The sequence below is a fragment of the Nonomuraea fastidiosa genome, from assembly GCF_042751225.1.
Lineage (GTDB): Bacteria > Actinomycetota > Actinomycetes > Streptosporangiales > Streptosporangiaceae > Nonomuraea > Nonomuraea fastidiosa.
The window spans coordinates 3424320-3450871 of the sequence record NZ_CP170570.1; the positions used below are offsets into that span (position 1 = coordinate 3424320).

General features: G+C 68.8%; 27 protein-coding genes. 24 read left to right on the forward strand and 3 right to left on the reverse strand.

Annotated elements, in window-relative coordinates:
* Positions 1-91: 91 nt before the first annotated feature.
* The 5 genes from ACFMQL_RS15655 to ccsB all read left to right on the forward strand — a co-directional run bounded on the left by ACFMQL_RS15655 (position 92) and on the right by ccsB (position 4699).
* The gene (locus ACFMQL_RS15655) at positions 92-730 is read left to right on the forward strand and encodes a histidine phosphatase family protein (protein ID WP_364062288.1); all 639 of its coding nucleotides are present in this window, start codon (positions 92-94) and stop codon (positions 728-730) included.
* 71 nt (positions 731-801) lie between these two features.
* A complete protein-coding gene (locus tag ACFMQL_RS15660) occupies positions 802-1368 on the forward strand; it encodes a TlpA disulfide reductase family protein (RefSeq protein WP_364062290.1) in 567 nt (188 codons plus the stop codon).
* Entirely contained in the window at positions 1361-2083 is a 723-nt protein-coding gene (locus ACFMQL_RS15665; RefSeq protein WP_364062293.1) for a cytochrome c biogenesis protein CcdA, read from the forward strand. Before ACFMQL_RS15660 ends, ACFMQL_RS15665 begins: the two co-directional genes overlap by 8 nt.
* Positions 2083-3642, forward strand: coding sequence for a cytochrome c biogenesis protein ResB (locus tag ACFMQL_RS15670; RefSeq protein ID WP_378785970.1), 1560 nt, complete (start codon positions 2083-2085; stop codon positions 3640-3642). The genes ACFMQL_RS15665 and ACFMQL_RS15670 overlap by 1 nt, the downstream gene beginning before the upstream one ends.
* Entirely contained in the window at positions 3632-4699 is a 1068-nt protein-coding gene (gene ccsB / locus ACFMQL_RS15675; RefSeq protein WP_364062299.1) for a c-type cytochrome biogenesis protein CcsB, read from the forward strand. Before ACFMQL_RS15670 ends, ccsB begins: the two co-directional genes overlap by 11 nt.
* Before the next feature lie 30 nt (positions 4700-4729).
* Here the strand turns inward: ccsB and ACFMQL_RS15680 are convergent, their stop codons facing one another.
* Positions 4730-5023, reverse strand: a complete 294-nt coding sequence (locus ACFMQL_RS15680; RefSeq protein WP_364062302.1) for a PLD nuclease N-terminal domain-containing protein — start codon at positions 5021-5023, stop codon at positions 4730-4732.
* Between the two features lie 220 nt (positions 5024-5243).
* Here ACFMQL_RS15680 and ACFMQL_RS15685 point away from each other — a divergent pair, with 220 nt between their 5' ends.
* Both ACFMQL_RS15685 and ACFMQL_RS15690 read left to right on the forward strand, forming a co-directional pair.
* Positions 5244-6197, forward strand: a complete 954-nt coding sequence (locus tag ACFMQL_RS15685; RefSeq protein ID WP_364062305.1) for a hypothetical protein — start codon at positions 5244-5246, stop codon at positions 6195-6197.
* A 10-nt stretch (positions 6198-6207) separates the two neighbouring features.
* Positions 6208-6450, forward strand: a complete 243-nt coding sequence (locus tag ACFMQL_RS15690) for a hypothetical protein (RefSeq protein WP_364062308.1) — start codon at positions 6208-6210, stop codon at positions 6448-6450.
* A 212-nt stretch (positions 6451-6662) separates the two neighbouring features.
* Here ACFMQL_RS15690 and ACFMQL_RS15695 read toward each other — a convergent pair whose 3' ends face one another.
* Complete coding sequence (locus ACFMQL_RS15695) at positions 6663-6884, reverse strand: BldC family transcriptional regulator (protein ID WP_026214226.1); 222 nt, start codon at positions 6882-6884, stop codon at positions 6663-6665.
* 257 nt (positions 6885-7141) lie between these two features.
* Between ACFMQL_RS15695 and ACFMQL_RS15700 the strand changes: the two genes are divergently transcribed.
* The gene (locus tag ACFMQL_RS15700; protein ID WP_364062311.1) at positions 7142-7360 is read left to right on the forward strand and encodes a DUF4229 domain-containing protein; all 219 of its coding nucleotides are present in this window, start codon (positions 7142-7144) and stop codon (positions 7358-7360) included.
* Here the strand turns inward: ACFMQL_RS15700 and ACFMQL_RS15705 are convergent.
* Complete coding sequence (locus tag ACFMQL_RS15705; protein WP_364062314.1) at positions 7357-8595, reverse strand: hypothetical protein; 1239 nt, start codon at positions 8593-8595, stop codon at positions 7357-7359. The genes ACFMQL_RS15700 and ACFMQL_RS15705 overlap by 4 nt on opposite strands.
* 77 nt (positions 8596-8672) lie before the next feature.
* Here ACFMQL_RS15705 and ACFMQL_RS15710 point away from each other — a divergent pair, with 77 nt between their 5' ends.
* From ACFMQL_RS15710 to nuoN, 16 genes are all read left to right on the forward strand, one after another.
* Positions 8673-9389, forward strand: a complete 717-nt coding sequence (locus tag ACFMQL_RS15710; RefSeq protein ID WP_364062317.1) for a demethylmenaquinone methyltransferase — start codon at positions 8673-8675, stop codon at positions 9387-9389.
* Positions 9390-9994: 605 nt separating this feature from the next.
* Positions 9995-11227: a geranylgeranyl reductase family protein gene (locus tag ACFMQL_RS15715; RefSeq protein WP_378785971.1), complete on the forward strand. Its 1233-nt coding sequence runs from the start codon at positions 9995-9997 to the stop codon at positions 11225-11227.
* Between the two features lie 64 nt (positions 11228-11291).
* Positions 11292-11687, forward strand: a complete 396-nt coding sequence (locus tag ACFMQL_RS15720; protein WP_364062323.1) for an NADH-quinone oxidoreductase subunit A — start codon at positions 11292-11294, stop codon at positions 11685-11687.
* Between the two features lie 2 nt (positions 11688-11689).
* The gene (locus ACFMQL_RS15725; protein ID WP_364062326.1) at positions 11690-12241 is read left to right on the forward strand and encodes an NADH-quinone oxidoreductase subunit B family protein; all 552 of its coding nucleotides are present in this window, start codon (positions 11690-11692) and stop codon (positions 12239-12241) included.
* Positions 12238-12933: an NADH-quinone oxidoreductase subunit C gene (locus tag ACFMQL_RS15730; RefSeq protein ID WP_378785972.1), complete on the forward strand. Its 696-nt coding sequence runs from the start codon at positions 12238-12240 to the stop codon at positions 12931-12933. Before ACFMQL_RS15725 ends, ACFMQL_RS15730 begins: the two co-directional genes overlap by 4 nt.
* On the forward strand, positions 12930-14255 hold the full coding sequence (locus ACFMQL_RS15735) for an NADH-quinone oxidoreductase subunit D (RefSeq protein ID WP_364062329.1): 1326 nt from the start codon (positions 12930-12932) through the stop codon (positions 14253-14255). The genes ACFMQL_RS15730 and ACFMQL_RS15735 overlap by 4 nt, the downstream gene beginning before the upstream one ends.
* Positions 14252-14908: an NADH-quinone oxidoreductase subunit NuoE gene (gene nuoE, locus ACFMQL_RS15740; RefSeq protein WP_364062332.1), complete on the forward strand. Its 657-nt coding sequence runs from the start codon at positions 14252-14254 to the stop codon at positions 14906-14908. The genes ACFMQL_RS15735 and nuoE overlap by 4 nt, the downstream gene beginning before the upstream one ends.
* The gene (gene nuoF, locus ACFMQL_RS15745) at positions 14905-16194 is read left to right on the forward strand and encodes an NADH-quinone oxidoreductase subunit NuoF (protein ID WP_364062335.1); all 1290 of its coding nucleotides are present in this window, start codon (positions 14905-14907) and stop codon (positions 16192-16194) included. Before nuoE ends, nuoF begins: the two co-directional genes overlap by 4 nt.
* Entirely contained in the window at positions 16191-18578 is a 2388-nt protein-coding gene (locus ACFMQL_RS15750; protein ID WP_364062338.1) for an NADH-quinone oxidoreductase subunit G, read from the forward strand. Before nuoF ends, ACFMQL_RS15750 begins: the two co-directional genes overlap by 4 nt.
* Positions 18575-19879, forward strand: a complete 1305-nt coding sequence (gene nuoH, locus ACFMQL_RS15755) for an NADH-quinone oxidoreductase subunit NuoH (RefSeq protein WP_364062341.1) — start codon at positions 18575-18577, stop codon at positions 19877-19879. The genes ACFMQL_RS15750 and nuoH overlap by 4 nt, the downstream gene beginning before the upstream one ends.
* Positions 19866-20381, forward strand: coding sequence for an NADH-quinone oxidoreductase subunit NuoI (gene nuoI / locus ACFMQL_RS15760; RefSeq protein ID WP_080043639.1), 516 nt, complete (start codon positions 19866-19868; stop codon positions 20379-20381). Before nuoH ends, nuoI begins: the two co-directional genes overlap by 14 nt.
* The gene (locus ACFMQL_RS15765; protein WP_364062344.1) at positions 20374-21177 is read left to right on the forward strand and encodes an NADH-quinone oxidoreductase subunit J; all 804 of its coding nucleotides are present in this window, start codon (positions 20374-20376) and stop codon (positions 21175-21177) included. Before nuoI ends, ACFMQL_RS15765 begins: the two co-directional genes overlap by 8 nt.
* Entirely contained in the window at positions 21174-21470 is a 297-nt protein-coding gene (gene nuoK / locus ACFMQL_RS15770; protein ID WP_364062347.1) for an NADH-quinone oxidoreductase subunit NuoK, read from the forward strand. The genes ACFMQL_RS15765 and nuoK overlap by 4 nt, the downstream gene beginning before the upstream one ends.
* A 73-nt stretch (positions 21471-21543) precedes the next feature.
* A complete protein-coding gene (gene nuoL / locus ACFMQL_RS15775) occupies positions 21544-23394 on the forward strand; it encodes an NADH-quinone oxidoreductase subunit L (RefSeq protein WP_364063245.1) in 1851 nt (616 codons plus the stop codon).
* Positions 23394-24953, forward strand: coding sequence for an NADH-quinone oxidoreductase subunit M (locus ACFMQL_RS15780; protein WP_364062350.1), 1560 nt, complete (start codon positions 23394-23396; stop codon positions 24951-24953). Before nuoL ends, ACFMQL_RS15780 begins: the two co-directional genes overlap by 1 nt.
* Positions 24950-26542 (forward strand): NADH-quinone oxidoreductase subunit NuoN, encoded by a 1593-nt coding sequence (gene nuoN / locus ACFMQL_RS15785; RefSeq protein WP_364062353.1) that lies wholly within the window; start codon positions 24950-24952, stop codon positions 26540-26542. Before ACFMQL_RS15780 ends, nuoN begins: the two co-directional genes overlap by 4 nt.
* The last annotated feature ends 10 nt before the right edge of the window (positions 26543-26552 follow it).

The following is a 26552-nucleotide window of genomic DNA, read 5'->3' on the forward strand; positions in this document are numbered from 1 at the left end:
GCCCGCTTTCAGGGCCCGCTTTCAGGGTCGGCGCCGCGCCGGTGCGGGCCCTGACCGGGCCCTGCGGACGAGCGGATAGGCTGTGCCCACCATGGCTGAAACCACCGTCGTCCACCTGCTGCGCCACGGTGAGGTGCACAACCCCCAGGGCGTCCTCTACGGCAGGCTGCCCGGCTACCACCTGTCGGAGACGGGCCGGCTCATGGCCGAGACGGTCGCCAAGGCCGTCGGCGGCCGCGACATCGTCGCCGTCTACAGCTCGCCGCTGGAGCGCGCCATCGAGACGGCGACCCCGCTCGTGGAGAAGCTGGGCCTGGAGATCGTCCAGGACGACCGGCTGATCGAGGCGGGCAACCTGCTGGAGGGCCGCGCCGTCGGGCAGGGCCTCGGTGTGCTGCGCAATCCGCGCAACTACCGCTACTTCTGGAACCCGCTGCGCCCGTCGTGGGGCGAGCCGTACCCGGCCATCGTCAAGCGCATGAAGTCGATGATCGACGACGCCAGGGCGGCCGCCAGGGGACACGAGACGGTGCTGGTCAGCCACCAGCTGCCGATCTGGGCCATCCGCTCGGCCGCCGAGGGCCGCAGGCTCTGGCACGACCCGCGCCGCCGCCAGTGCGCGCTGGCCAGCCTCACCACCTTCACCTTCGACGGCGATCGGCTGATCAGCATCGGCTACAGCGAGCCCGCGGGATCGCTGCAGACGGGGCCGTCGATCCCCGGGGCCTGATGTCCGGAGCGTGCGGGCGTCCCGGTAGGGTTGGAAGCTCTACCGGTTGTAGTACAAGGAGATCTTCCTCCGTGCGCGCCAAGTCCATCTCCCTCTTCATCCTGGCTGCGCTGGTCGCGGGCTGCGCCGGCAACCAGGGCGGCCAGCCGCAGGCCGGCGACACCCGCTTCGTCGCGGGCGACGGGAAGATGCAGGTGTTCGAGGCGAGCGAGCGCAAGCCCGCGCCGGCCATCGAGGGCCCGACGCTCGACGGCGGCGCGGCCTCACTCGCCGCGCACAAGGGCAAGGTCGTCGTGCTCAACTTCTGGGCCTCGTGGTGCGGGCCCTGCCGGGCCGAGGCGCCCGTGCTCAAGGAGGTCTGGTCCAAGACCAAGGACACCGGCGTGCAGTTCCTCGGCGTCGACTTCAAAGACCGCCAGGCCGACGCCAAGGCGTTCGAGCGCACCGAGCAGACCGGCTACCCGCACATCTACGACCAGCCGGGCAAGGTCGCGCTGGCCTTCCAGGGCACCGTCCCGCCCGCCGCGATCCCGTCCACGCTGATCATCGACAAGCAGGGCCGCATCGCCGCCAGGGCGCTCGGCGCGGTCAAGTACACCGACCTGATGAACGCGGTGACCAAGGTGCGCGATGAGTGACGTCGTCGCCTCCGGCTCGCTGCTGCTCGCCGTGCCGATCGCGGTGCTTGCGGGCGTGGTGTCCTTCCTGTCGCCGTGCGTGCTGCCGCTGGTGCCCGGCTACCTGTCCTACGTGACCGGCATGACCGCCGACCCCAAGCGGGGGCGGCTGGTGCTCGGCGCGACGCTGTTCGTGGCCGGGTTCGCCCTGGTGTTCGTGCTCAGCGGCGCGCTGTTCGGCGGCATCGGCTCGGTCGTGCTGGGCCACGCCGAGATCATCACGCGGGTGCTCGGCGTGCTCACCATCGTGCTCGGGCTGGCCTTCCTCGGCGTGCTGCCCGGCCTCATGCGCGACGTGCGCATCCACCGGCTGCCCGCCGCAGGGCTCGCCGGAGCGCCGCTGCTCGGCGTGGTGTTCGGCCTCGGCTGGACACCGTGCATCGGGCCCACGCTCGCCGTCGTGCTGACGCTCGGGCTCAACGAGGGCAGCGCGGGGCGCGGCGCGCTCCTGGCCGTCGCCTACGCCCTGGGCCTCGGCCTGCCCTTCGTCGGCGCGGCGCTGGCCTACAGCCGGGCGCTGCGCACGTTCCGTGCCATCCGCAAGCACTCGCGCCTGATCACCAGGGTCGGCGGCGGCATGATGGTCGCCGTCGGCGTGCTGCTCGTGACCGGCCTCTGGGGAGAGATGATCGCCGCCATGCAGGGACTGATCGGCGCGTTCGAGCCGGTGATCTGATGAGCGTCAAGGAGCTGGAGAAGGAGCAGACGGAGCGGCAGGCGTCGTTCGGTCTGATGGCCTGGCTGCGCTGGGCCTGGCGCACGCTCACCTCGATGCGCACGGCGCTGATCCTGCTGTTCCTGCTCGCGCTCGGCTCGGTGCCCGGCTCGCTGGTGCCGCAGCGCGGCGTCGAGCCCGACAAGGTCGCCAGGCTGTACGAGCAGAGCCCGACGCTCGCCGAGTGGTACGACAGGTTCCAGCTCTTCGAGGTCTTCACCTCCACCTGGTTCGCGGCCATCTACCTGCTGCTGTTCACCTCGCTGATCGGCTGCATCGTCCCGCGCACCGCGGTCTACCTGCGCGAGCTGCGCCGCAAGCCGCCCGCCGCGCCGAAGCACCTCTCGCGCCTGCCGCACCACGCCGCCTTCGACGGCGAGCTGACCGTCGAGCAGGCCGCCGCGCGGCTGCGCAAGAGGCGCTTCCGCGTGGTCACCGGCGACGGCTGGGTGTCGGCGGAGAAGGGCTATCTCCGCGAGACCGGCAACCTGTTCTTCCACATCGCGCTGGTCGGCATCCTGCTCGCCGTCGGCGCGGGCTCGCTCTACGGCTACCGGGGCAACGTGCTGGTCGTCGAGGGCGACGGGTTCGCCAACACCGTGGCCGCCTACGACCGCTTCATCCCGGGCAGCAGGGTCTCCGCCGAGTCCCTTGAGCCGTTCAGCTTCCAGCTCACCGACTTCGAGGTGGCCTACCAGGTCGCCGGTGACAAGCGCGGTCAGGCGCTCGACTACACCGCCCACCTCAAGGTCAACGACACGCCGACGTCCCCGGCCCGCGACTACGACCTCAAGGTCAACGAGCCGCTGGAGATCGACGGCACACAGACGTACCTCATCGGCAACGGCTACGCCCCCGTCTTCCGCGTCACCGACGGCAAGGGACAGGTCGCCTTCGAAGGGCCCGTGCCCTGCCTGATCGAGGACAAGGCCACCATGACCTCCGGCTGCGTGGTCAAGGCGCCCGACGCGCAGCCGTCGCAGCTCGGGTTCCTGCTGCGGTTCCTGCCGACGAGCGTGCCGCTCACCGACGGCACGTACGCCTCGGCGTTCCCCGGCAAGATCAACCCCGAGGTGCAGATACTCGGCGCGTTCTCCGGCGACCTCGGCATGCGCTCGGGCAAGCCGCAATCGGTCTACGAGCTGGCCGAGCCCGAGGTGATGCGCAAGCTCAAGCCGGTGCTCATGGGCTCCGACGCGCCCAAGCCGCTGGCCGTGGGCCAGTCGGTCGATCTGCCGGGCGGGCTGGGCAAGCTGGAGTTCACCGGCGTCAAGGAGTGGATCACGCTCCAGACGGCGTACGACCCGGGCCGCATGCCCGCGCTGCTGGCCGCCGCCACGGCGGTCGTCGCCATCGCGCTCTCGCTCATGATCCGCCGCCGCCGGGTGTTCGTCCGCGTCGGCCAGGGCCGGGTCGAGGTGGGCGGGCTGACCCGCACCGACAACTCCGCGGCGGGATTCGCCGAGGAGTTCGCCGACATCGTGAAGGTTCTATCAGCAGGAGAGAAGGATGTCCGCTGAACAACTCGCCGAGCTGAGCGACCTTTTCGTCGTCGCAGCCGTCCTGCTCTACGTCGTCGCCATGCTCGGATTCGCCATGGAACTGGCCTTCGGGCGGGCGCGGGCGGGCAGGGCCGCGAGCGAGCGGCGGGTCGAGTCCAGGCAGCCGGTCGCCGTCGGGGCGACGGCCGCGGGCCCCGCCGTGAGCACCGCCGTGAGCACCGCCGAGGTCTCCGCGACGGCCGGCGACGCTCCGGCATCGGCGGGCACCGCTGCTGAGACCGCCGTCTCCGGCGCTGAGGCGCCCGTGGAGACGCTGTCGGAGGGGCCCGAGTCCTCCGCACCGAGCTCGCCGCTCGCGGCCCGCGCGGGCGTCGTGGCGCTCGTGCTCGCCTGGATCGGCTGGGCGGCCAACCTCGCCGCCATCATCACCCGGGGCCTGGCCGTCGACCGGTGGCCGTGGGGCAACATGTACGAGTTCGTGGTCGCCATCTGCTTCGCCGCCGTGACCGCGTTCCTCGTCACCCAGATCCGCGTCAACGTGCGCTTCCTCGGCGCGTTCGTCATGGTGACCGCGGCGCTCGGCCTGGGCCTTGCGGTCAAGGTGTTCTACACCGCGGCGGGGCCGGTCGTGCCGGCGCTCAACTCGTACTGGATCGCGATCCACGTGACCGCCGCGATCATCGCGAGCGGGCTGTTCACCCTGGCCGGTGTCGCGGGCGTGCTCTATCTGGTGCGCGGCGACGGCCTGTCGCGGCTGCCGTCGCGCGAGGTGCTGGACAAGGCGGTCCACCGGGCGGTCATCTTCGCCTTCCCGCTGTGGACGTTCGCCGTCATCGCCGGTGCCCTGTGGGCCGACCGGGCGTGGGGCCGCTATTGGGGATGGGACCCGAAGGAGGTCTGGTCCTTCATCACGTGGGTGGCCTACGCCGCCTATCTGCACGCCAAGGCGACGGCCGGGTGGAGGGGCAGGGCTGCGGTGATCGTGCAGCTCGTGGCGTTCGGCTGCCTGCTGTTCAACCTGATCGGCGTCAACATCTTCATCGACGGCCTGCACAGTTACGCGGACGTCGACTAGACGCTGAAGGCCCGGATCCGGGCGCGCCGATCAGGAGACGTCGTCGCCGCGCATCCGCCGCTCGAGCTCGCGCAGGAACTCGGGGTCGTCGTCCGGGCCCTTCGGCGCGCCCGGACCGGGGGTGACGGGCCGCGCGGCGCGGGGCACGCGCGGACGGCCGCGCGCCATCCACACCAGCCCGCCCAGCAGCGGGATGAGCACCACGACGAGGATCCAGAGGGGTTTTGGTACGTTCCTAACCTCGTCTTCCGGTGTCGTGACGACGTCGAAAAGCGAGAAGAGCCAGAAGGCCAGCAGAGCCAGGCCGATAACAACACCTGCCATGACCCGAACTGTAAGCCATGTTGAGACGTGATCGTGCTGCCTGATGTCCCATTTCGGGTGACTAGCGGAAGATCTGCGTCGTACCGTGGAAGCCGATGCGGCGGTGTCCACGGGGCTCCGAGGGGCGTTGATGAGAGGTGCGATGGCGTTTTCTCACGACAAGAGCTCCAATGACCGAGGACGGCATCGGCGCGGGCGATGGTGGCGGCGCGGATCGTATTTGTTCTCCCGGCGTAAGGAGGCGCCGCCCGACGCCGACAGGTCGCTCTGGCGCGACGTCCGCGAGCGGGCCCAGGACCGGCGCGAACGGCGTAAAGAGCTGAAGAAGGCCGAGCGCGGTCATCCGCCCGGTGGCGGCGAGCAGAGGCTGGACCGGCCGTTGTGGCCGGGCGCGGACGATCCGGCGGCGCAGAGCCCGTCAGGGGCCGCCTGGGACGCTTTCGCGGTACGCGAGCGCGCGGAGCGGCTGCCCGCCGCCGTCGTTGTCGAGCGGCCCCGCTACACCTGGGACGACTTCGAACTGCCCGACCGGCCGCTGAGAGCCCGGCCCAACCGCCCCGACCAGCCGTCGCTCGGCGACGGCCTGCGCCACTGCGGGGCCCTTGAGAAGATCCTGCACCGCCAGTGGGACGCCAGGTACGGCCCGCCGCCCGTGGAGGTGGTGCGCGCCGTCGAGAGCCTGGCCAGGCTCCCCGACCGGCTCAAAGAGCTGCTCGCCGACGGCCTTGAGGGCATCTACCTCGGCCCCGGCGGAGTGCCCGACCTCGACGACATGGGCTACTTACGCGGCGCCCCGCTCCCGTCGGGGCGCGCGACCTGGGACATCTGCGCGGGCGCGTACGGCGACAAGAAGATCGTCGTCGGAGACCGCCCCTCGCCCACTCCCGACGTGATGATGCACGAGGTGGGCCACGCGATCGACGACGTGGACTCGCCGCACGGCGAATGGGTGTCGGACTCGCCGGAGTTCATGAGACTGTACGAGGCGGCGCTGCCGCTGCTGACCTCCACTTTCCACCGGCAGGGAGGCGGGCTGGGCCGCAAGGAGTTCTTCGCCGACGCCTTCGCCGCCATCGCCTCCCGTCAGCGTCCGGCCCTCGTGGACATGCTCGGCGGTGACACGCGGATGGCGCTCGACATCATGCTGTTCTTCAACCGGCGCTACGGAATCTAGGTGATCGGCCATGTACGTCATCCGGCTCGCGGACGGGACGTTGCGCGTACCGCAGAGCCTGACCAGCCAGGACGGGCGTTTGATCGGTAACGCGTACGTGGAGGTCCAGCCCGGTGACCCCGAGTACGAGCAGTGGCTGGCCGAGTCGCTGACGGAGGAGGAGGCGGAGCTGCGCCGCCGGCGTTGGGCAGAGGAGAACGACGAGCTCGAGCGGGAGTTCCTCGCCTACAAGGCACGGCAGGAGGACACCTGAGCACCCGTGATCGCGTACTTGGCTTCAGGCGCCCGCGAGGGGTACGGACAGGCGCCAGCCACGGTCGGCGGTTGGCGCCGCCCCAGTGCCTTCCCGCACGAGAAGTGTCGGCGGGAGTGCACGCGAACAGTGGGTTCCGCCAGCGGTGATCCTGGCGGGACGGACCACCTGTGTAGCGGTCCATCGTGCAGGATCACCGACTTGACGGAACGTCAGACGCGCGGGGACTCACCTGCTGGCCTGTCGGCCGTAAGAACGTCCTCGCCTCGGAGAAGGGCGTGGACTTCCGACTCGCGGAAGCGCCGGTGCCCTCCGGGGGTGCGGATACTGCTGATGCGGCCTGCCGCTGCCCAGCGTGTAACCGTCTTTGGGTCTACCCGGAAGAGGGCGGCAACCTCTCCTGGGGTCAGCAGACGCTCGCTGCTACTCTCCACCAATCTCTCCCCCTCGCATCCCGCTTCCTGCCAGCGGGCGGACAGGTAACCAGTGTGTCGAGCGAAGCCTGATTTATCCGTGGTTTTCTACAAAGATCACGGGTTGTTATCAGCTGACTGCCCGATTGTTATATGATAGAGCCTCTTTGGGGCTCTCGTGGGTGTTTCTTTACGAAACTCCCTAACTGGGAACAGTAGCAGTGCTCGCGTCCCATGCGAAGAGCGAGCGCTGCACAGGTCCGAGTAACCTCGAACCTGTGCGTCCCGTTCTCGTTTACACCGCGTCGCGGATCGGCCTGTTTCTCGTGACCTTGGGTGTGCTCTTCCTGCTCGGACTGTCAAACCCGCTGGCGCTGATCGTCGCCTCTTTCGTGATCAGCGGCATAGCGAGCTACGTGTTGCTGTCCAAGCAGCGAGACGCCATGAGCGAACGTCTCAGCGCAAGGCTCGAGCGGCCGAAGTCGCAGGACGACTAGGGCAGGGGGAACATGCCAATCCGGGCATGGTACTCCCGTCCGAGTCTGGTTGTGTCGCTACCCACAAGTAGTCCGGTGCTGTGGGCGTAAAACGCCTTCACACCGATCCCGCGCTCGCGCGTCGGATTCCAACTGAGGGCCTTTCCGGTACGCGGATGAATGGCTCCGATGCCGGGCCGCGACACCGCGCCGGGGCCGGCCGAGTCGCGGCCCTGCGGATTGTCCAGCCAGCGCTGGTGCCCGCCCACATAGACGGCCGCGCCGGTCACCGCCACGGAGTACAGAGAATCTCCGCCTGTGCTGTTGACCCAGGTGGGCTTGACGTTCGAGCCCTTGGCATAGGTCTCGAACCGCGCTGCTGTGTCACATATCCCGCCCTTTGGGCCTCCCGTGGTGACGACCACGAAATAGCGCCCGTCGGGGGAGAAGTCGAGACCTCTGACGTAGGAGGGAAACGCGGTGGCGCAGCGGCGCGCGTACGTGGAAGTGCGCCACGCGGCGACCTTCGCCGTCCGCCGGCCGATGTCGATAAGCCCGACCTGGGGCCGCGAATGGCCGTCGAGCGTGGTGAACGTGCCGTCCACCAGCAGCCGGTCCCGGCTGACGGCCAGCGCGTGCACCTTCACCCGCGCCGTCAGCGGGTCGCCCGGCGTGACCGTGAAGCCCGGGTCGGCCGCGCCGGTCGTGGCGTCGAGCCTGGCCAGCGCGGTGCGCGGGCTGACGAAGTCGCCGCCCACGTAGAGCTGGGAGCCGTGCCTGGCGAGCGTGCTCACCATGCCGCCGCCGATGCGCGGCTCGAAGCCGGGCACGAGCGCGCCGTCGGAGAGCCGCAGCCTGGCCAGGCCGCGGGCCCGCTGGTGGTCGATGCCGTGGAACTCGCCGCCGACGTAGACGGTGCCGCCGTCGCCGGCCGCGAGCCCGTACACCGGGCCCGCCACGCTGGGCGCGAAGTCCGGCAGGACGCGCCCGGTGTGCAGGTCGTAGGCGAACAGGTTGGACCGCGGGTACGTCGTACGCCGGCCTGCGTCGCTCACTTCGCTGAACGAGCCGCCGACGACGACGGTGCGGCCCACCACCGTGATCGCGTTGACGATGCCGTCGAGCACGTGAGGTGTGGTGTCGACCGGGTCGGCCGAGACCACGCGCGGGTGCGCGACGGGGGAGGCCGCCGCCGCGCCCGCGTGCGCGACGGCGGACGAGCTGAGGATCGCCGCAAGGGCGACACGGGCAAACATTCGCCAATATTTAGCAGACGCACGGTAATCAAGTTGCTACTTTCCGTCGAATATCCTGATGGCCATAGGGTGTGGGCATGACGCGCGCTCAGTTGGACAAGAGGCCGGACGAGGTCGCCGCGATGTTCGATCGCACCGCCCGGCGCTACGACCTGGTGAATGACGTGATCTCCCTCGGGCAGGTCAGGGCTTGGCGCAAGGCGGTGGCCCGCGCCGTGGACGCCGGCCCCGGTGAGCTGGTGCTCGACCTGGGCGCGGGCACGGGCACGTCGACCGACGCGTTCACCACGCTCGGCGCGCGGGCGATCGCCTCCGACTTCTCGCTCGGCATGCTGCGCACGGGGGTGCGGCGGCACGGCGGCAACGCGCTGTCGGGGCCCGGAGTGCCGTTCATCGCGGGTGACGCGCTGCGCCTGCCGTTCGCCGACAACGTCTTCGACGCGGTGACGATCTCCGTGGCGCTGCGCAACGTGCACGACACCGGGCAGGCGCTGCGCGAGATGCTGCGGGTGGCCAAGCCCGGCGGCCGGCTGGTGATCCTCGAGTTCTCCCACGTCACCGTGCCGGGCTTCGATCTGATCTACCGCGAATACCTGATGCGGCTGCTGCCCAAGGTGGCCAAGGTGTTCGGCTCCAATGACGACTCCTACGAATACCTGGCCGAGTCGATCCGCGACTGGCCCGACCAGCGCACGCTTGCGCGGACGATCCAGGAGGCCGGTTGGGAACGCGTGGCCTGGCGCAACCTCACCATGGGCATCGTCGCCATGCACCGCGGATTCAAGCCCGCCTGAGCATTGGGCCCCGGGGCCGCGGCGGCGCTCATTTTCGTCATCGGCTCGCGTCTGACGAAAACCTCAATTCCGCCCGGCCCGATTTGCCGCTCGGGGGTCGCGCCACGGGATGTTCACCGGGTGCGACCCTCGGTCATTTTCCGGGCCGATTATGGTCATCGTTCACCCCGCGCGTATGGCCGCCGTCGCGGCGGAGCGTGGAATGCGCGCGGCGGGATTTCGGACCCGCGCGAGCGCGCCCAGGAGGCGTATCGCGCGGTCGCGGCGCGCGGAAGTCTCAGGAGCGCATCGCTCACGGGACCGCCCGCGAGCCGTCGTGAGCTTGACTGCTAGCGTGACGATCATGACTGTGCTGCCCCAGGCGACACGCCGTCCCCTTGGATCACGGAACAGTACCCCGACTGCCACTATGTGTACGAAAAGCAGTAGACTGCGGGCCGGTAAGTTTGTGAAGGGGTTCACAAAGGAACGAAGGCGCGCCACCCCATGGCCTTCGAGCGTGTGTAGGGACAGGACAGTCCAGTGACCGTGCCAACAGCCACCCATCGAGCGCAGGAGCTCGTCGCGCGTGCGCACAGCCGACGAGTGGCGAAGCGGGCGCGATCATGAGCGACGCCGACGTCATCGTCGTGGGCGCCGGCCCCGCCGGCTCCGCCACCGCCTTCTATCTCGCGCAGGCCGGCCTCGACGTATTGCTCCTGGAGAAGACCAGGTTCCCCCGCGAGAAGGTCTGCGGCGACGGACTGACCCCGCGCGCCGTCAAGCAGCTCCAGAACATGGGCATCGACATCGACGCCCCCGGCTGGATCAGGAACAAGGGCCTGCGCGTGGTCGGCGGCGGCCTGCGCTTCGAGCTCGACTGGCCCAAGCTGGAGCGCTTCCCCGACTTCGGCCTCGTGCGCACCCGGCAGGACTTCGACCAGATCGTCGCCGCCAACGCGGTCAAGCACGGCGTACGCCTGATGGAAGGCGTCACCGTCACCGGCCCCGTGCTCGACGACCGCAGCGGCCACATCGTCGGCGTCACCACCAAGGACGGCCGCGAGTTCCGCAGCCCTGTGGTCGTCGCCGCCGACGGCAACAGCACCCGCCTGGCCATCGGCATGGGCCTGCACAAGCGCGAAGACCGCCCCATGGGCGTGGCCGTGCGCACCTACTTCGAAAGCCCCCGCCACGACGACGACTACCTCGAGACCTGGCTCGAGCTCTGGGACGGCGACACGCTGCTGCCCGGCTACGGCTGGGTGTTCGGCGTGGGCGACGGCACCTCCAACGTCGGCCTGGGCCTGCTCAACACCAGCGCCCAGTTCAAGCACATCGACTACCGCGACCTGCTGCGCCGCTGGTGCCGCTCGATGCCCGAGGAATGGGGCTTCACCGAGGAGAACATGACGGGCCCGATCCGCGGCGCCGCGCTCCCGATGGCGTTCAACCGCCAGCCCCACTACACGCGCGGTCTGGTGCTCGTGGGAGACTCGGGCGGGTCGATCAACCCGTTCAACGGCGAGGGCATCGCCTACGCCATGGAGACCGGCGAGATCGCCGCGGAGATCATCGCGAAGGCCCTCAGGGAGGCCACCCCCGCACAGCGGGAGCGGACCCTGCGGACCTATCCTCGGGTGCTGAAGGACGCCTACGGGGGTTACTTCACGCTGGGCAGATGGTTCGTCGAGGCCATCGGCAAGCCCGGCGTGATGAGCTTCGGCACCAGGCACGGGCTGCCTCACCCGAGGCTGATGCGCTTCGCGCTCAAACTCCTTGGTAATCTCACCGACCGGCGAGGCGATGCGTCGGACATGATCATCAACGCACTCTCGAAGGTCGCGCCACCAGCATGAATCTCAGAATCACCAGATCCCGCTGCGCGCCCGCGCGCGCGGCGACTCCAGAGGAGGCGTAGCGATGGACCTTTACGTGCCCATCCTGGTGCTCGCCGTCATCGCGGGGGGCTTCGCGATCTTCTCGGTCGCCATCGCTCCCTTCACCGGTCCCAAGCGCTGGAACCGCGCCAAGCTCGACGCCTACGAATGCGGCATCGAGCCGACGCCCCAGCCGGTCGGCGGTGGGCGGTTCCCGCTCAAGTACATGGTCACGGCGATGCTCTTCATCGTCTTCGACATCGAGATCATCTTCCTTTACCCGTGGGCCGTCTCGTTCGCGCCGCAGACGAACGACATCGGCCGCGTGGCCACCTCGGGACTCGGCCTGTTCGCGCTCGTCGAGATGCTGCTGTTCATCGTCACCGTGCTCGTCGCCTACGCGTACGTGTGGCGCCGCAAGGGTCTGGACTGGGACTGAAAATGGGACTTGAAGAGAAACTCCCCAGCGGGTTCATCCTCAGCACGGTCGAAGCGGCCGCCGGATGGGCGCGTAAGAACTCCGTATGGCCGGCGACCTTCGGCCTCGCGTGTTGCGCCATCGAGCTGATGGCCACCGGTGGCCCCCACTACGACCTGGCGCGCTTCGGTATGGAGCGCGCTTCGGCATCTCCCCGCCAGGCCGACCTGATGATCGTGGCCGGCCGCGTGTCGCAGAAGATGGCGCCCGTGCTGCGCCAGATCTACGACCAGATGGCCGAGCCGAAGTGGGTCATCTCCATGGGCGTGTGCGCCTCCAGCGGCGGCATGTTCAACAACTACGCCATCGTGCAGGGCGTCGACCACATCGTGCCGGTCGACATCTACCTGCCCGGCTGCCCGCCGCGGCCGGAGATGCTCATCGACGCGATCGTCAAGCTGCACGACAAGATCCAGAACATGAAGTTCGGCGCGCACCGCGCCAAGCAGATCGACGAGCTCGAACTGCAGGCGCTGCGCACGCTGCCGCTGATCGACCAGGGAGCCTCGAAGTGACCTCGCCCGACAACCTCCCCGAGGTCCCGGACGCACAGGTCCCCGAGGCGCCGGCGCCCCAGGAGGCGCCGATCGCCCGCCGGGGCATGTTCGGCGCCAAGGACTCGGGTGACACCTCCGGCTACGGCGGCCTCGTCGTACGCCGCCCGCCGCAGATCTCCACGCCCCGCCCGTACGGCGGTTACTTCGACGAGATCGTCGACGCGCTGGCGCTCGACGACGCCATCGAGCGCGTGGTCGTCGACCGCGGCGAGCTGACCCTGCACATCAAGCGGGAGCGGCTGGTCGAGGTCTGCCAGAAGCTGCGCGACGACCCGGCCCTGCGCTTCGAGCTCTCGCTCGGCGTGTCCGGCGTGCACTACCCGCACCTGAAGGGCGAGGAGCTGCACGCGGTCTACCACCTGTGCTCGATCACCCACAACCGGCGTGTGCGCCTCGAGGTGAGCTGCCCGGACGACGACCCGCACATTCCATCGACGGTCAGCGTTTACCCTGGTCACGACTGGCATGAGCGGGAGACGTACGACTTCTTCGGGATCATCTTCGACGGTCACCCCGCGCTCACCCGGATCATGATGCCGGACGACTGGGACGGCCATCCCCAGCGGAAGGACTACCCGCTCGGCGGCATCCCGGTCGAATACCGCGGCGCCACCATCCCGTCGCCCGACCACAGGAGGAGCTACTCATGAGCACCGCTTATGACGAGGCGACCGAGGGCAAGGTCTATTCGGTCAACGGCGCCGACTGGGACCAGGTCGTCTCCGGCGTGCGCGAGTCCGAGGAAGAGCGCCTGGTCGTCAACATGGGCCCGCAGCACCCGTCCACCCACGGCGTGCTCCGGCTGGTGCTGACGCTCGACGGCGAGACGGTGACCGAGGCCCGCAGCGTCATCGGCTACCTGCACACCGGCATCGAGAAGAACATGGAGTTCAGGACGTGGACCCAGGGGACCACGTTCGTCACTCGCATGGACTATCTCTCGCCGATCTTCAACGAGACGGCCTACTGCCTGGGCGTGGAGAAGCTGCTCGGCATCGAGGATCGCATCCCTGAGCGGGCGCAGGCGATCCGCGTGATGATGATGGAGCTCAACCGCATCTCCTCGCACCTGGTCGCGATGGGCACGTTCGGCATGGAGCTGGGCGCGACCACGCCGTTCCTCTTCGGCTACCGCGACCGCGAGATGGTGATGGACCTGTTCGAGTACATCACCGGTCTGCGGATGAACCACGCCTATATCCGGCCGGGCGGCGTCAGCGTCGACCTGCCGGCGGGCGCGGTCGACAAGGTCGGCGAGTTCCTCAAGGAGATGCCCAAGCGGATCAAGGACATCCGCAAGCTCCTCGACGAGAACCCCGTCTACCTGCGCCGCACCCAGGACGTCGCCTACCTCGACCTGACCGGCTGCATGGCGCTCGGCGTCACCGGCCCCATCCTGCGCGCCGCCGGTCTCCCGTGGGACCTGCGCAAGGCGCAGCCCTACTGCGGTTACGAGACCTACGAGTTCGAGGTCGCCACCGAGCGCGGTTGCGACGTCTACTCGCGCTACCTCGTCCGCATGAAGGAGATGGAGGAGTCGCTCAAGATCATTGAGCAGGCTCTCGACCGCATCGCGGGCCCGCTCAAGGGCGACCCGGTGATGATCGAGGACAAGAAGATCGGCTGGCCCGCGCAGCTCGCGCTCGGCCCCGACGGGTTCGGCAACTCGCCCGACCACATCGCCCACATCATGGGCACCTCCATGGAGGCCCTCATCCACCACTTCAAGCTGGTGACCGAGGGCTTCAGGGTGCCGGCCGGGCAGGCGTACGCCAGCATCGAGTCGCCCAAGGGCGAGCTGGGCGCCCACGTGGTCAGCGACGGCGGCACCCGGCCCTACCGCGTGCACTTCCGCGAGCCGTCCTTCTGCAACCTGCAGAGCTTCCCCGCCATGGCGGAGGGCGGCCAGGTCGCGGACGTGATCGCCGCGGTCGCTTCTATCGACCCCGTCATGGGAGGTGTGGACCGGTGACTTATTCACCGGAAGTCCGTGAGCGTCTGGAGCGGGACGCCAAGGAGATCATCGGGCGCTACCCCAAGACCCGCTCCGCCCTGCTGCCGCTGCTCCACCTCGTGCAGTCCGAGGACGGCTACGTCTCCGACGACGGGCAGGAGTTCTGCGCCGAGATGCTCGGCATCAGCAAGGCCGAGGTCACCGGCGTGGCGACCTTCTACACCATGTACAAGCGCAAGCCCGCCGGCGAATACCACGTCGGCGTGTGCATCAACGCGCTGTGCGCGGTCATGGGCGGCGACCAGATCTGGGAGGAGCTGTCGGAGCACGTCGGCGTCGGTCACGACGAGGCGACCCCCGACGGCAAGATCTCGCTGGAGCGCCTTGAGTGCAACGCGGCCTGCGACTTCGCCCCGGTCATGATGGTCAACTGGGAGTTCTTCGACAACCAGACTCCCGAGTCGGCCAAGCAGCTCGTCGACGACCTGCGCGCCGGCAAGGAGGTGCGGCCCACCCGCGGTCCCAAGCGGCTGTGCACCTTCAAGGAGGCCTCGCGCGTGCTCGCCGGGCTGCCCGACGACCAGGCGGGCGAGGGCCCGTCGGCCGGGGAGCCCTCGCTTGAGGGCCTGAAGCTGGCCAAGGCCAAGGGATGGAAGGCCCCCGAAGCATGACGACGACTTTGACACCGGTCCTGACCGCGAACTGGGACCAGCCCAACTCCTTCACCATCGACGTCTACGGCGAGTACAAGGCGGCGAAGAAGGCGCTGGGCATGGACCCCGACGCCGTCATCCAGACCGTCAAGGACTCGGGCCTGCGCGGCCGCGGCGGCGCGGGCTTCCCCACCGGCATGAAGTGGGGCTTCATCCCGCAGGGCGACGGCAAGCCGCACTACCTCGTCGTCAACGCCGACGAGTCGGAGCCGGGCACCTGCAAGGACATCCCGCTGATGATGGCCAACCCGCACGCGCTGGTCGAGGGCATCATCATCACGTCGTACGCCATCCGCGCCAACCACGCCTTCATCTACGTGCGCGGCGAGGTGCTGCACGTCATCCGCCGGCTGCACGCGGCCGTGCGCGAGGCGTACGCCAAGGGCTACCTCGGCAAGGACATCTTCGGCTCCGGCTTCGACCTGGAGCTGGTGGTGCACAGCGGGGCGGGCGCCTACATCTGCGGCGAGGAGACGGCGCTGCTCGACTCGCTCGAGGGCTACAGAGGTCAACCCCGGCTCAAGCCTCCGTTCCCCGCCGTGGCGGGCCTGTACGCCTCGCCTACTGTGGTGAACAACGTCGAGTCGATCGCGAGTGTTCCCTCGATCATCGCGAACGGCGCCGACTGGTTCGCCGGCATGGGCACCGAGAAGTCCAAGGGCTTCGGCATCTTCTCGCTCAGCGGCCACGTCACCCGGCCCGGCCAGTACGAGGCTCCGCTCGGCATCACGCTGCGCGAGCTGCTCGACATGGCGGGCGGCATCCGCAAGGGTCACAAGATCAAGTTCTGGACCCCGGGCGGATCGTCCACGCCGATCTTCACAGAAGAGCACCTCGACGTGCCGCTCGACTTCGAAGGGGTCGGCGCCAAGGGCTCCATGCTCGGCACCCGGGCCCTGCAGATCTTCGACGAGACCACCTGCGTGGTCCGTACGGTGCTGCGCTGGACCGAGTTCTACGCCCACGAGTCCTGCGGCAAGTGCACGCCCTGCCGCGAGGGCACGTACTGGCTCAAGCAGGTGCTTGCGCGCCTGGAGAAGGGCCAGGGCACCGAGGACGACCTGGCCACGATCACCGACATCGCCGACAACATCCTGGGCCGCTCGTTCTGCGCGCTCGGCGATGGCGCGACCAGCCCGATTCACTCCTCGGTGAAGTACTTCCGCGATGAGTACCTCAAGCACTTCGAGATCGGCGGCTGCCCGTTCGACCCGAAGAAGTCCACTCTCTGGGGTGAGCAGTGACAGTCGTAGAGACCGAGACGAACCTGGTGACCCTGACCATCGACGGGTTCCAGGTCAGTGTTCCCAAGGGCACGTTGATCATCAGGGCCGCCGAGCTGCTGGGCATCCAGATCCCGAGGTTCTGTGACCACCCGCTGCTCGACCCGGCCGCCAACTGCCGGCAGTGCCTGGTCGAGATCCCCGACGCGGGCAACGGCCGTGGCTTCCCCAAGCCGCAGCCGTCGTGCGCGATCGAGGTCGCCGAGGGCATGGTGGTGTCGACCCAGCTCACCTCGCCGGTCGCCGAGAAGGCGCAGCGCGCGGCGATGGAGCTGCTGCTGATGAACCACCCGCTCGACTGCCCGGTCTGCGACAAGGGCGGCGAGTGCCCCCTGCAGAACCAGGCCATGTCCAACGGCCAGGGCGAGTCGAGGTTCCAGGAGCAGAAGCGCACCTTCCCCAAGCCACTGGCGCTGTCCACGCAGGTGCTGCTCGACCGCGAGCGCTGCGTGCAGTGCGCGCGCTGCATCCGCTTCTCCGACCAGATCGCCGGTGACCCGCTCATCGAGTTCTTCGAGCGCGGGGCCAAGGAGCAGGTGCGGGTGGCCGACGGCCAGCCGTTCAACTCCTATTTCTCCGGCAACACCGTGCAGATCTGCCCGGTGGGCGCGCTGACCGGCGCCGCCTACCGGTTCCGCGCCCGCCCGTTCGACCTGGTCTCCACGCCGAGCGCGTGCGAGCACTGCGCCTCCGGGTGCAGCCTGCGCACCGACCACCGGCGCGGCCGGGTGACCCGCCGCCTGGCGGGCAACGACCCGCAGGTGAACGAGGAGTGGAACTGCGACAAGGGCCGCTGGGCGTTCACCTACGCGCAGCAGCCCGACCGCCTCAAGCAGCCGCTGGTCCGCAACGAGGAGGGCGTGCTGGTGCCCACCTCGTGGCCGGAGGCGCTGGAGATCGCCGCTCAGGGCCTGGCCAAGGCCCGCGGCAAGGCCGGTGTGCTGGTCGGCGGCCGCGTCACCGTCGAGGACGCCTACGCGTACGCGAAGTTCGCAAGGATCGCGCTCGGCACCAACGACGTCGACTTCCGCGCCAGGCCGCACTCGGCGGAGGAGGCGCAGTTCCTCGCCCACGCGGTGGCCGGCAAGGGCATCGAGATCAGCTACGCCGACCTGGAGAACGCGCCCCACGTGCTGCTCGTCGGGTTCGAGCCTGAGGAGGAGTCGCCGATCGTCTTCCTGCGCCTGCGCAAGGCGTGGCGGAAGAAGGGCCTGAAGATCTCCTCGATCGCGCCGTTCGCCTCCCCGGGCCTGGTGAAGATGGGCGGCACGCTCATCCGCACCGCTCCCGGCGCCGAGGCCGACGCGATCGGCGACCTGGTCGGCACCCTCGCCGAGGGCACGATCGTGCTGGCCGGCGAGCGCCTTGCCACCGTGCCCGGCGCGCTGTCCGCGCTCGTCCGCCTCGCCGCCGCCTCCGGCGCCAGGATCGCCTGGATCCCGCGCAGGGCCGGTGAGCGCGGCGCGGTCGAGGCCGGCGCGCTGCCCAACCTGCTGCCGATCGGCCGCCCGGTGGACGACGAGACCGCCAGGGCCGAGGTCGCCAGGGCGTGGAACGTCGCCTCGCTGCCCGCCACCCCGGGCCGCGACACCACCGCCATGCTGGCCGCCGCCCGCGACGGCGAGCTGGACGCGCTGGTCGTCGCCGGCGTCGACCCCTACGACCTGCCCGACCCCGCGGCGGCGCTCGACGCTCTCGAGCACACGCCGTTCATCGTCAGCCTGGAGATCCGCGCCAGCGCCGTCACCGACCGCGCGGACGTGGTCCTGCCCGTCGCCTCCGTCCAGGAGAAGGGCGGCACGTTCGTCAACTGGGAGGGCAGGGGCCGCTCGTTCGACGCGCCGCTGAAGGTGCCCGGCCTGCAGTCCGACATGGCCGTCATCGGCAACCTGGCCGACCGGATGGACGTGCACCTGGGCCTGCCCGACGCCAAGGCCGTCCGGCGCGAGCTCGCCGCGCTCGGCTCCTGGCGCGGCAGCCGGGTCAGCCCGCCCAACGCGCTGTCTCGCACGCCGGAGGTGCCGGAGGCGGGCCAGGCCCTGCTGGCCACCTGGCACCTGCTGCTCGACGAGGGCAGGCTGCAGGACGGCGAGCCGTACCTCGCGGGCACCGCCCGCCCCGCCGAAGCACTGATCTCGGGGACCACGGCCGCCGAGCTCGGCGTCGCGGACGGCGACAAGCTCGTCGTCGGCGACCCCGACAGCGGCACCGTGACCCTGCCGGTGCGCATCGCCGACCTGCCCGACCGCGTGGTCTGGGTGCCGGCGAACTCCGGCGGCTGCTCGGTCACGCGTGACCTGCGCGCGGTGGCCGGCGACATCGTCACCATCGGGAGCGCCTCATGACCCACGTTCTCGCGGCCGATCCCACCCTTGCCGACTTCGGCAAGGACCCGCTGTGGATCACGATCATCAAGGCCGTGATGCTGTTCGTCTTCCTGATGCTGAGCATCCTGTTCGGCGTCTGGTTCGAGCGCAAGCTGATCGCGCGGATGCAGCACCGCTACGGCCCTAACCGGGCCGGCAAGTTCGGTCTGCTGCAGTCCGTGGCCGACGGTCTGAAGATGGGCCTGAAGGAGGACATCTTCCCGCGGACCGTGGACAAGGTGCTCTACCTGCTGGCGCCGGTCATCATGGTGGTGCCGGCGTTCCTGGCCTTCTCGATCGTGCCGTTCGGGCCGATGGTCAACCTGTTCGGCGTGCAGACGCCGCTGCAGCTGGTGGACCTGCCGGTTGCGGTGCTGTTCATGCTGGCCATGGGCGCGGTCTCGGTCTACGGCGTGGTGCTGGCCGGGTGGTCGTCGCGCTCGCCGTACGCGCTGCTCGGCGGTCTGCGGTCGGCGGCCCAGGTGGTCTCCTACGAGATCGCGATGGGCCTGTCGTTCGTGGCGATCTTCCTGTTCGCCGGGACGCTGTCCACCTCCGAGATCGTCAGGGCGCAGGAGCAGACCTGGTTCGCGGTGCTGCTGATCCCGTCGTTCCTGGTCTACGTGGTCTGCATGTTCGGCGAGGCCGCGCGTATCCCGTTCGACCTTCCCGAGGGTGAGGGCGAGCTGGTCGGCGGTTTCCAGACCGAGTACTCCTCCTCGCTGAAGTTCGCCCTGATCATGATGGGCGAGTACCTGCACACCTTCACCGCCTCCGGCATCGCCGTGACGCTGTTCCTCGGCGGCTGGCGGGCCCCGGCGCCGATCACCACCTTCTGGGCGGGCGCCAATGAGGGCTGGTGGCCGGTGCTGTGGTTCTTCATCAAGTTCGTGCTGACGTTCTGCTTCATCGTCTGGGTGCGCGCCTCGCTGCCGCGCGTGCGTTACGACCAGCTGATGTCGCTGGGCTGGAAGGTGCTGATCCCGGTCAACCTGGCCTGGATCCTGCTGGTCGCGGCGGTGCGCAACGTCGTCGTCTACGAGGAGAGCCGCACGATCGGCATCGGGCTTGGCGCGGTCATCGTGATCGGCGCGCTGGCCATCTGGATGCGTTTCGACACCGTCAACCAGCGGCGCAAGGAGGAGAAGAAGGCGGAGGTGGAAGCCGAGTTCCAGCAACTGTCCGAGGAACCGGCGGCCGGTGGCTTCCCGGTGCCGCCGCTCGACCTGCCGCACTACCACGGGGTGCAGCACAAGGAGATTCCCAGTGGGACTAACTGACTGGCTGAACCCCGTCAAAGGCTTCGGGGTCACCTTCCACACGATGTTCAAGAAGCCCGTCACGACGAACTACCCGGAGGAGAAGAAGCCGACGGCTCCTCGCTTCCACGGGCGTCACCAGCTCAACCGCTGGCCTGACGGGCTGGAGAAATGCGTCGGGTGCGAGCTGTGCGCCTGGGCGTGTCCCGCCGACGCCATCTACGTCGAAGGCGCGGACAACACCGAGGAAGAGCGCTACTCGCCGGGCGAGCGCTACGGACGCACGTACCAGATCAACTATCTGCGGTGCATCCTGTGCGGCCTGTGCATCGAGGCCTGCCCGACCCGCGCGCTCACCATGACCAACGAGTACGAGCTCGCCGACACCAACCGCGAGAGCCTCATCTACACCAAGGAGATGCTGCTCGCGCCCCTCACGCAGGGCATGGAACAGCCGCCGCACCCCATGCGGCTCGGTGAGACCGAAGAGGACTACTACCGGCTGGGGCGGACCAATGGGTGAGACCATCACTTTCTGGGTGCTGGCCGTCGTCTCCGTCGGCGCCGCGCTCGGCATGGTCTTCAACCGCAAGGCCGTGTACTCCGCGCTGATGCTCGGCACCGTCATGCTGTGCCTGGCCGTCCTGTACGCCGTGCAGGACGCGCCGTTCCTGGCCGCGGTGCAGATCATCGTCTACACCGGCGCGATCATGATGCTGTTCCTGTTCGTGCTCATGCTCGTGGGCGTGGACTCGTCCGACTCGCTGGTCGAGACGATCAAGGGACAGCGCTTCTGGGCGATCATCGCCGGTGCGGGCTTCGCGACGCTGATCATCCTGGCCGCGGGCAACGCGATCTTCGCGCCTGAGGCGGGGCTGGCGGCGGCCACCGGTCAGGGCGGCTACATCCGCTCGATCGCGCTGCAGCTCTTCACCAAGTACGTGTTCCCGTTCGAGATCACCTCGGCGCTGCTGATCACGGCGGCGCTGGGCGCGATGGTGCTGGCGCACCGCGAGCGGGTCACGCAGAAGGCGACGCAGAAGGAGCTGTCCCGCGCCCGCTTCCGCGGCGACCACCCGTCGCCGCTGCCCGGCCCCGGCACCTACGCCAGGAGCAACGCCATCGACATGCCGGCGCTGCTGCCCGACGGGTCGGTGGCCGAGGCTTCGGTCAACCGCCACATCGCTCGCTACGACGTGGAGCACGGTCGCCTCCCGGACAACCCGAAGCTGGCTGAGGCGATCAAGCACGCGGCCGAGGAGAGCACGGCGCCGACCGAGGCCGAGCAGGACGCCGAGACCAATGAGGTGACCAAGTGACGACGCACTACCTCGTCCTGTCCGGCCTGCTGTTCGCGATCGGCGCCCTGGGCGTGCTGATCCGGCGTAACGCCATCGTGGTGTTCATGTGCGTCGAGCTCATGCTCAACGCCTGCAACCTCGCGTTCGTGACGTTCGCCCGGCAGGTGGGCAACCTTGAAGGCCAGATCATCGCGTTCTTCGTGATGGTGGTGGCCGCGGCCGAGGTCGTGGTCGGCCTGGCCATCATCGTGACGATCTTCCGAACCCGCAGGTCCGCGTCCGTCGACGACGCCAACCTGCTGAAGTACTAAGAGGTGACTGGTGGAATCTCAAATCGCTGAGATCGCCCAGCACACCGGTGGAGTGATCGGCAACGCCTGGCTGATGATCGCGTTTCCGCTCGTGGGCGCGTTCATCCTGCTGGTGTTCAACCGGTTCACCAACCGCTGGGGCCATCTGCTGGGCGTGGCCATGTCCCTCGCCTCGTTCGTCGTGGCGGTGCTGGCGTTCTTCGAGCTGATCGGGTTCGGGGAGGAGGAGCGCCGCCGGGCCGTGCACCTGTACGAGTTCATCCCCGGCATGGTCGACATGGGGCTTCTCATCGACCCCCTGTCCATCAGCTTCGCGCTGCTGATCACCGGTGTGGGCTCGCTGATCCACATCTACTCGATCGGCTACATGGCGCACGACGAGCACCGGCGCAGGTTCTTCTCCTACCTGAACCTGTTCGTCGCCGCGATGCTCCTGCTGGTGCTGGCCGACAACTACGTGGGACTGTTCATCGGCTGGGAGGGCGTCGGTCTGGCGTCGTACCTGCTGATCGGCTTCTGGCAGTTCAAGCCGTCCGCGGCGACCGCGGCGAAGAAGGCGTTCGTCGTCAACCGCGTCGGTGACTTCGGCCTGCTGGTCGGCATGTTCATCATCTGGACGACGTTCGGCACCCTGACCTTCAAGGGCCTGGGCGAGCAGATCCAGCCCGGCCAGAGCGACGGCACGATGCTCGCCATCGGCCTGCTGCTGCTCCTCGGTGCCTGCGGTAAGTCGGCGCAGCTTCCGCTGCAGTCCTGGCTCCTCGACGCCATGGAGGGCCCGACCCCGGTCTCGGCCCTCATCCACGCCGCGACCATGGTCACCGCCGGTGTCTACCTGGTCGTTCGCTCGGGCGCGTTCTTCTTCCCCGAGGGCTCCGGCGCGGCGCTCGCCGTCGCCATCGTCGGCGCGGTCACGCTGCTCGCGGGTGCGATCATCGGTTGCGCGAAGGACGACATCAAGAAGGGCCTGGCCGGTTCGACGATGTCGCAGATCGGCTACATGATGCTCGGCGCGGGCCTCGGCCCGGCGGGCTACGCCTTCGCGATCGGCCACCTGATCACGCACGGCTTCTTCAAGGCCGACATGTTCCTCGGCGCCGGCTCGGTCATGCACGGCATGAACGACGAGGTGGACATGAGGAAGTTCGGCGGCCTGCGCAAGGTCATGCCGATCACCTTCGTGACGTTCTTCATCGGCTATCTGGCGATCATCGGCTTCCCGCTGCTGTCCGGTTACTTCACCAAGGACGGCATCATCGAGGCCGCTGTGCACCACGAGCCGATCCTCGGCTGGCTGGCCGTGCTCGGCGCGGGCGTCACCGGCTTCTACATGTCGCGGATGGTCTTCATGACCTTCTTCGGCGAGAAGCGCTGGGACAAGGAGGCGCACCCGCACGAGTCGCCGCTCGTGATGACGGTGCCGCTGATGATCCTGTCGCTCGGCTCCCTGGGCCTCGGTGCCTACCTGGTGCTCGGCGGCACGCTCTACAAGTTCCTCATCCCGGCGGTCGGCGGCAGCGTCGACGCGGTGCCGCACTTCGACCCGTTCAGCACGCCTGGCCTCGCCACGCTGGCGCTGGTCGCGGTCGGCGTCGTGTTCGCCTGGATGCGGTACGGCCGGGTCGAGGTGCCGTCGGTGCAGCCGCGCGGCAACTTCCTCACCACGTTCGCCCGGCGCGACCTGTACGGTGACGCGCTCAACGAGTCGCTCTTCATGCGTCCCGGCCAGTGGCTGACCCGCGTCGCGGTGTTCTTCGACAACCGCGGCATCGACGGGATCGTCAACGGCCTGGCGGCGGGCATCGGCGGCAGCTCCGGGCGCCTTCGGCGGATCCAGACCGGTTTCGCCAGAACGTACGCGCTGTCCATCCTGATCGGTGCCGCCCTGCTGACCGGCGCCCTGCTCCTCGTTGGGAACATCTGATGTCACCCTGGCTTCCGATACTCATGGCGGTGCCCGTGGTGGGCGCCATCGTGGTGGCCCTGCTTCCCAAGGGCAGTGACAAGCTGGCCAAGCAGGTCACCCTGCTGTTCTCGCTGGTGACGCTGGTCCTGACCGGCGTCATGGCCGCCGGGTTCGACCCCGACGGCGACCGCTTCCAGTTCACCGCCGCCTACAACTGGATCCCGAGCTTCGGCGTGAAGTTCGGGGTCGGCGTGGACGGCGTCGCGCTCGTGCTCATCGCGCTGTCGGTGGTGCTGGTGCCCATCGTGGTGCTGGCCTCCTGGCACGACGCCGACGGCGTCAAGACCGCCGACGGCACGGTGATCGCGCCCAAGCGCTCGGTGAAGACGTACTTCTCCCTGCTGCTGGTGCTGGAGACGATGATGATCGGCGTCTTTGCGGCGACCGACATCTTCCTCTTCTACGTCTTCTTCGAGGCGATGCTGATCCCGATGTACTTCATGATCGGGTCGTACGGCGGCGCCCAGCGGTCCTACGCGGCCGTCAAGTTCCTGCTGTACTCGCTCTTCGGCGGCCTGCTCATGCTGGTCGCGGTGATCGGCCTGTACGTCGTGGGCGGCAAGCAGTCCTTCATGTTCCCCGAGCTGATCGGGGCCATCCAGGACCCGGCCATGCAGAAGTGGCTGTTCGGCGGCTTCTTCATCGCGTTCGCCATCAAGGCGCCGCTGTGGCCGGTGCACACCTGGCTGCCCGACGCGGCCGCGCAGGCTCCGGCCGGCGCCGCGGTGCTGCTCGTGGGCGTGCTGGACAAGGTCGGCACGTTCGGCATGCTCCGCTTCTGCCTGGAGCTGTTCCCCGACGCGGCCAAGGCGTTCACGATGCCGATCGTCGTGCTGGCGGTCATCAGCATCATCTACGGCGCGATCGTCGCCATCGGCCAGACCGACATGAAGCGGCTCATCGCGTACACGTCGATCTCGCACTTCGGGTTCATCGTGCTCGGGGTGTTCGCCATGTCGGACGTCGCCCAGTCCGGCGCGGCGCTCTACATGGTCAACCACGGCTTCGCCACCGGCGCGCTGTTCCTGGCCGCAGGGTTCCTGATCGCACGGCGCGGCTCGCCGTTCATCGGGGACTACGGAGGCGTGCAGAAGGTCGCCCCGCTGCTCGCGGGCTTCTTCCTCATCGCCGGTCTCGCCGGTCTCTCGCTGCCGGGCCTGTCGTCCTTCGTCAGCGAGTTCATGGTCATGATCGGCACGTACTCCAGCCAGGCTCACGGGTCCGGCGCGCTGACCGCGGCCGCGATCATCTCCGCTGTGGCGGTGATCCTGGCGGCCGTCTATATCCTGTGGATGGTCCAGCGGGCTCTGAACGGGCCCACGGCCGAGCCGGTCAAGGCGTTCAAGGACCTGAACGCCCGCGAGGTCTGGGTGCTGGCTCCGCTGGTCGCCCTGATCATCGGGTTCGGCTTCTTCCCCAAGCCGCTGCTTGACGTGATCAACCCGTCAGTGCAACACACGCTGACCAACGTGAAGGTACCCACCTCCACCGTCGCTGAGAAGGGGACAGGCCAGTGAACCCCGCCATCGAAGCGCCGACGATCGAGTACGGCCTGCTGGCGCCGTTGCTGGTCGTCTTCGGCGCGGCCTGCATCGGCGTGCTCGTCGAGGCGTTCGCGCCGCGCTACCTGCGCAAGCCCATCCACGTGCCGCTCACCCTGCTGAGCATCGCCGGCGCGTTCGCGCTGGTGCTCGTGCAGGCGCTGCGCGGCGGAGTGCCCACCACGGCCGCCGCCATGGGCGCGCTGGCCGTGGACGGCCCGTCGCTGTTCATCTGGGGCGTCATCCTCGTCCTGTCGTTCGTCTGCGTGCTGCTCATCAACGACGAGGGTCACTTCGTGGCCTCCGCCGCGTCCGTGCCGGGCAGCCCGGAGGAGGAGCAGGCCGAGTCCCACGACAGCGGCACCGGCCACACCGAGGTCTACCCGCTGGTCCTGTTCGCGGTGGGCGGCATGCTGCTGTTCCCCGCCGCGCACGACCTGCTGATGATGTTCGTGGCCCTCGAGGTCATGTCGCTGCCGCTCTACCTGCTGTGCGGCCTGGCCCGCAGGCGGCGTCTCCTGTCCCAGGAGGCGTCCATGAAGTACTTCCTGCTGGGCGCGTTCTCCTCGGCGTTCTTCCTGTACGGCACCGCGATGATCTACGGCTTCGCGGGCACCGTCTCGCTGCCGGGCATCAACCAGGCCATGGCGGAGGGCAACGCGCTCGACCCGCTGCTGCTCATCGGGTTCGCGCTGCTCGGCGTGGGCCTGCTGTTCAAGATCGGTGCGGCGCCGTTCCAGGCGTGGAAGCCGGACGTCTACCAGGGCGCCCCGACGCCCGTCACCGCGCTCATGGCCTCCGGCACGCTGGTCGCCGCCGTCGGCGCCGTGCTGCGGGTCTTCTGGGTCGGCCTGGGCAACCTCGACTGGGAGTGGCGGCCGGTCATCTGGGCCGTCGCGGCGCTGACGATGATCGTCGGCTCGATCCTGGCGATCACCCAGACCGAGCTCAAGCGCATGCTGGCGTACTCGTCCATCGCGCACGCGGGCTTCCTGCTGGTCGGCGTGATGGCGACGTTCAGCGACGCGCAGCAGAACGCCGGCTCGCTCAAGGCGATCCTGTTCTACCTCGCGGTCTACGGCATCACCACGGTCGGCGCGTTCGCCATCCTGACCCTCGTCCGCGACCCGGGCGGCGAGGCGGGGCACCTGTCCCGCTGGGCCGGTCTCGGCAAGCGGTCGCCGATCCTGGCCGGCGTGTTCGCCTTCTTCCTGCTGGCCTTCGCCGGCATCCCGCTGACGAGCGGCTTCATGGGCAAGTACGCCGTGTTCGCCGCCGCGCTGAACAGCGGCACGAGCCCCGGCGACTCCATGGGCGGCTGGATGGCCGGCCTGGTCGTCGTTGGTGTGGTCGCCTCCGCGATCGCCGCGTTCTTCTACGTTCGCGTGATCGTGCTGATGTTCTTCAGCGAGCCGGCCGCCGACGGCCCGGCGATCGCGGTGCCGAGTATGGGGACCGTGGCCGTCATCGCCGTTTCGCTGCTGGTTACGGTAGGAGTGGGGCTCTACCCGGAGTCCATCCTCGGTGTTGCCAACGACGCTGCTAGCAGCCTGTTCATCAGATAAGGGGATCTCG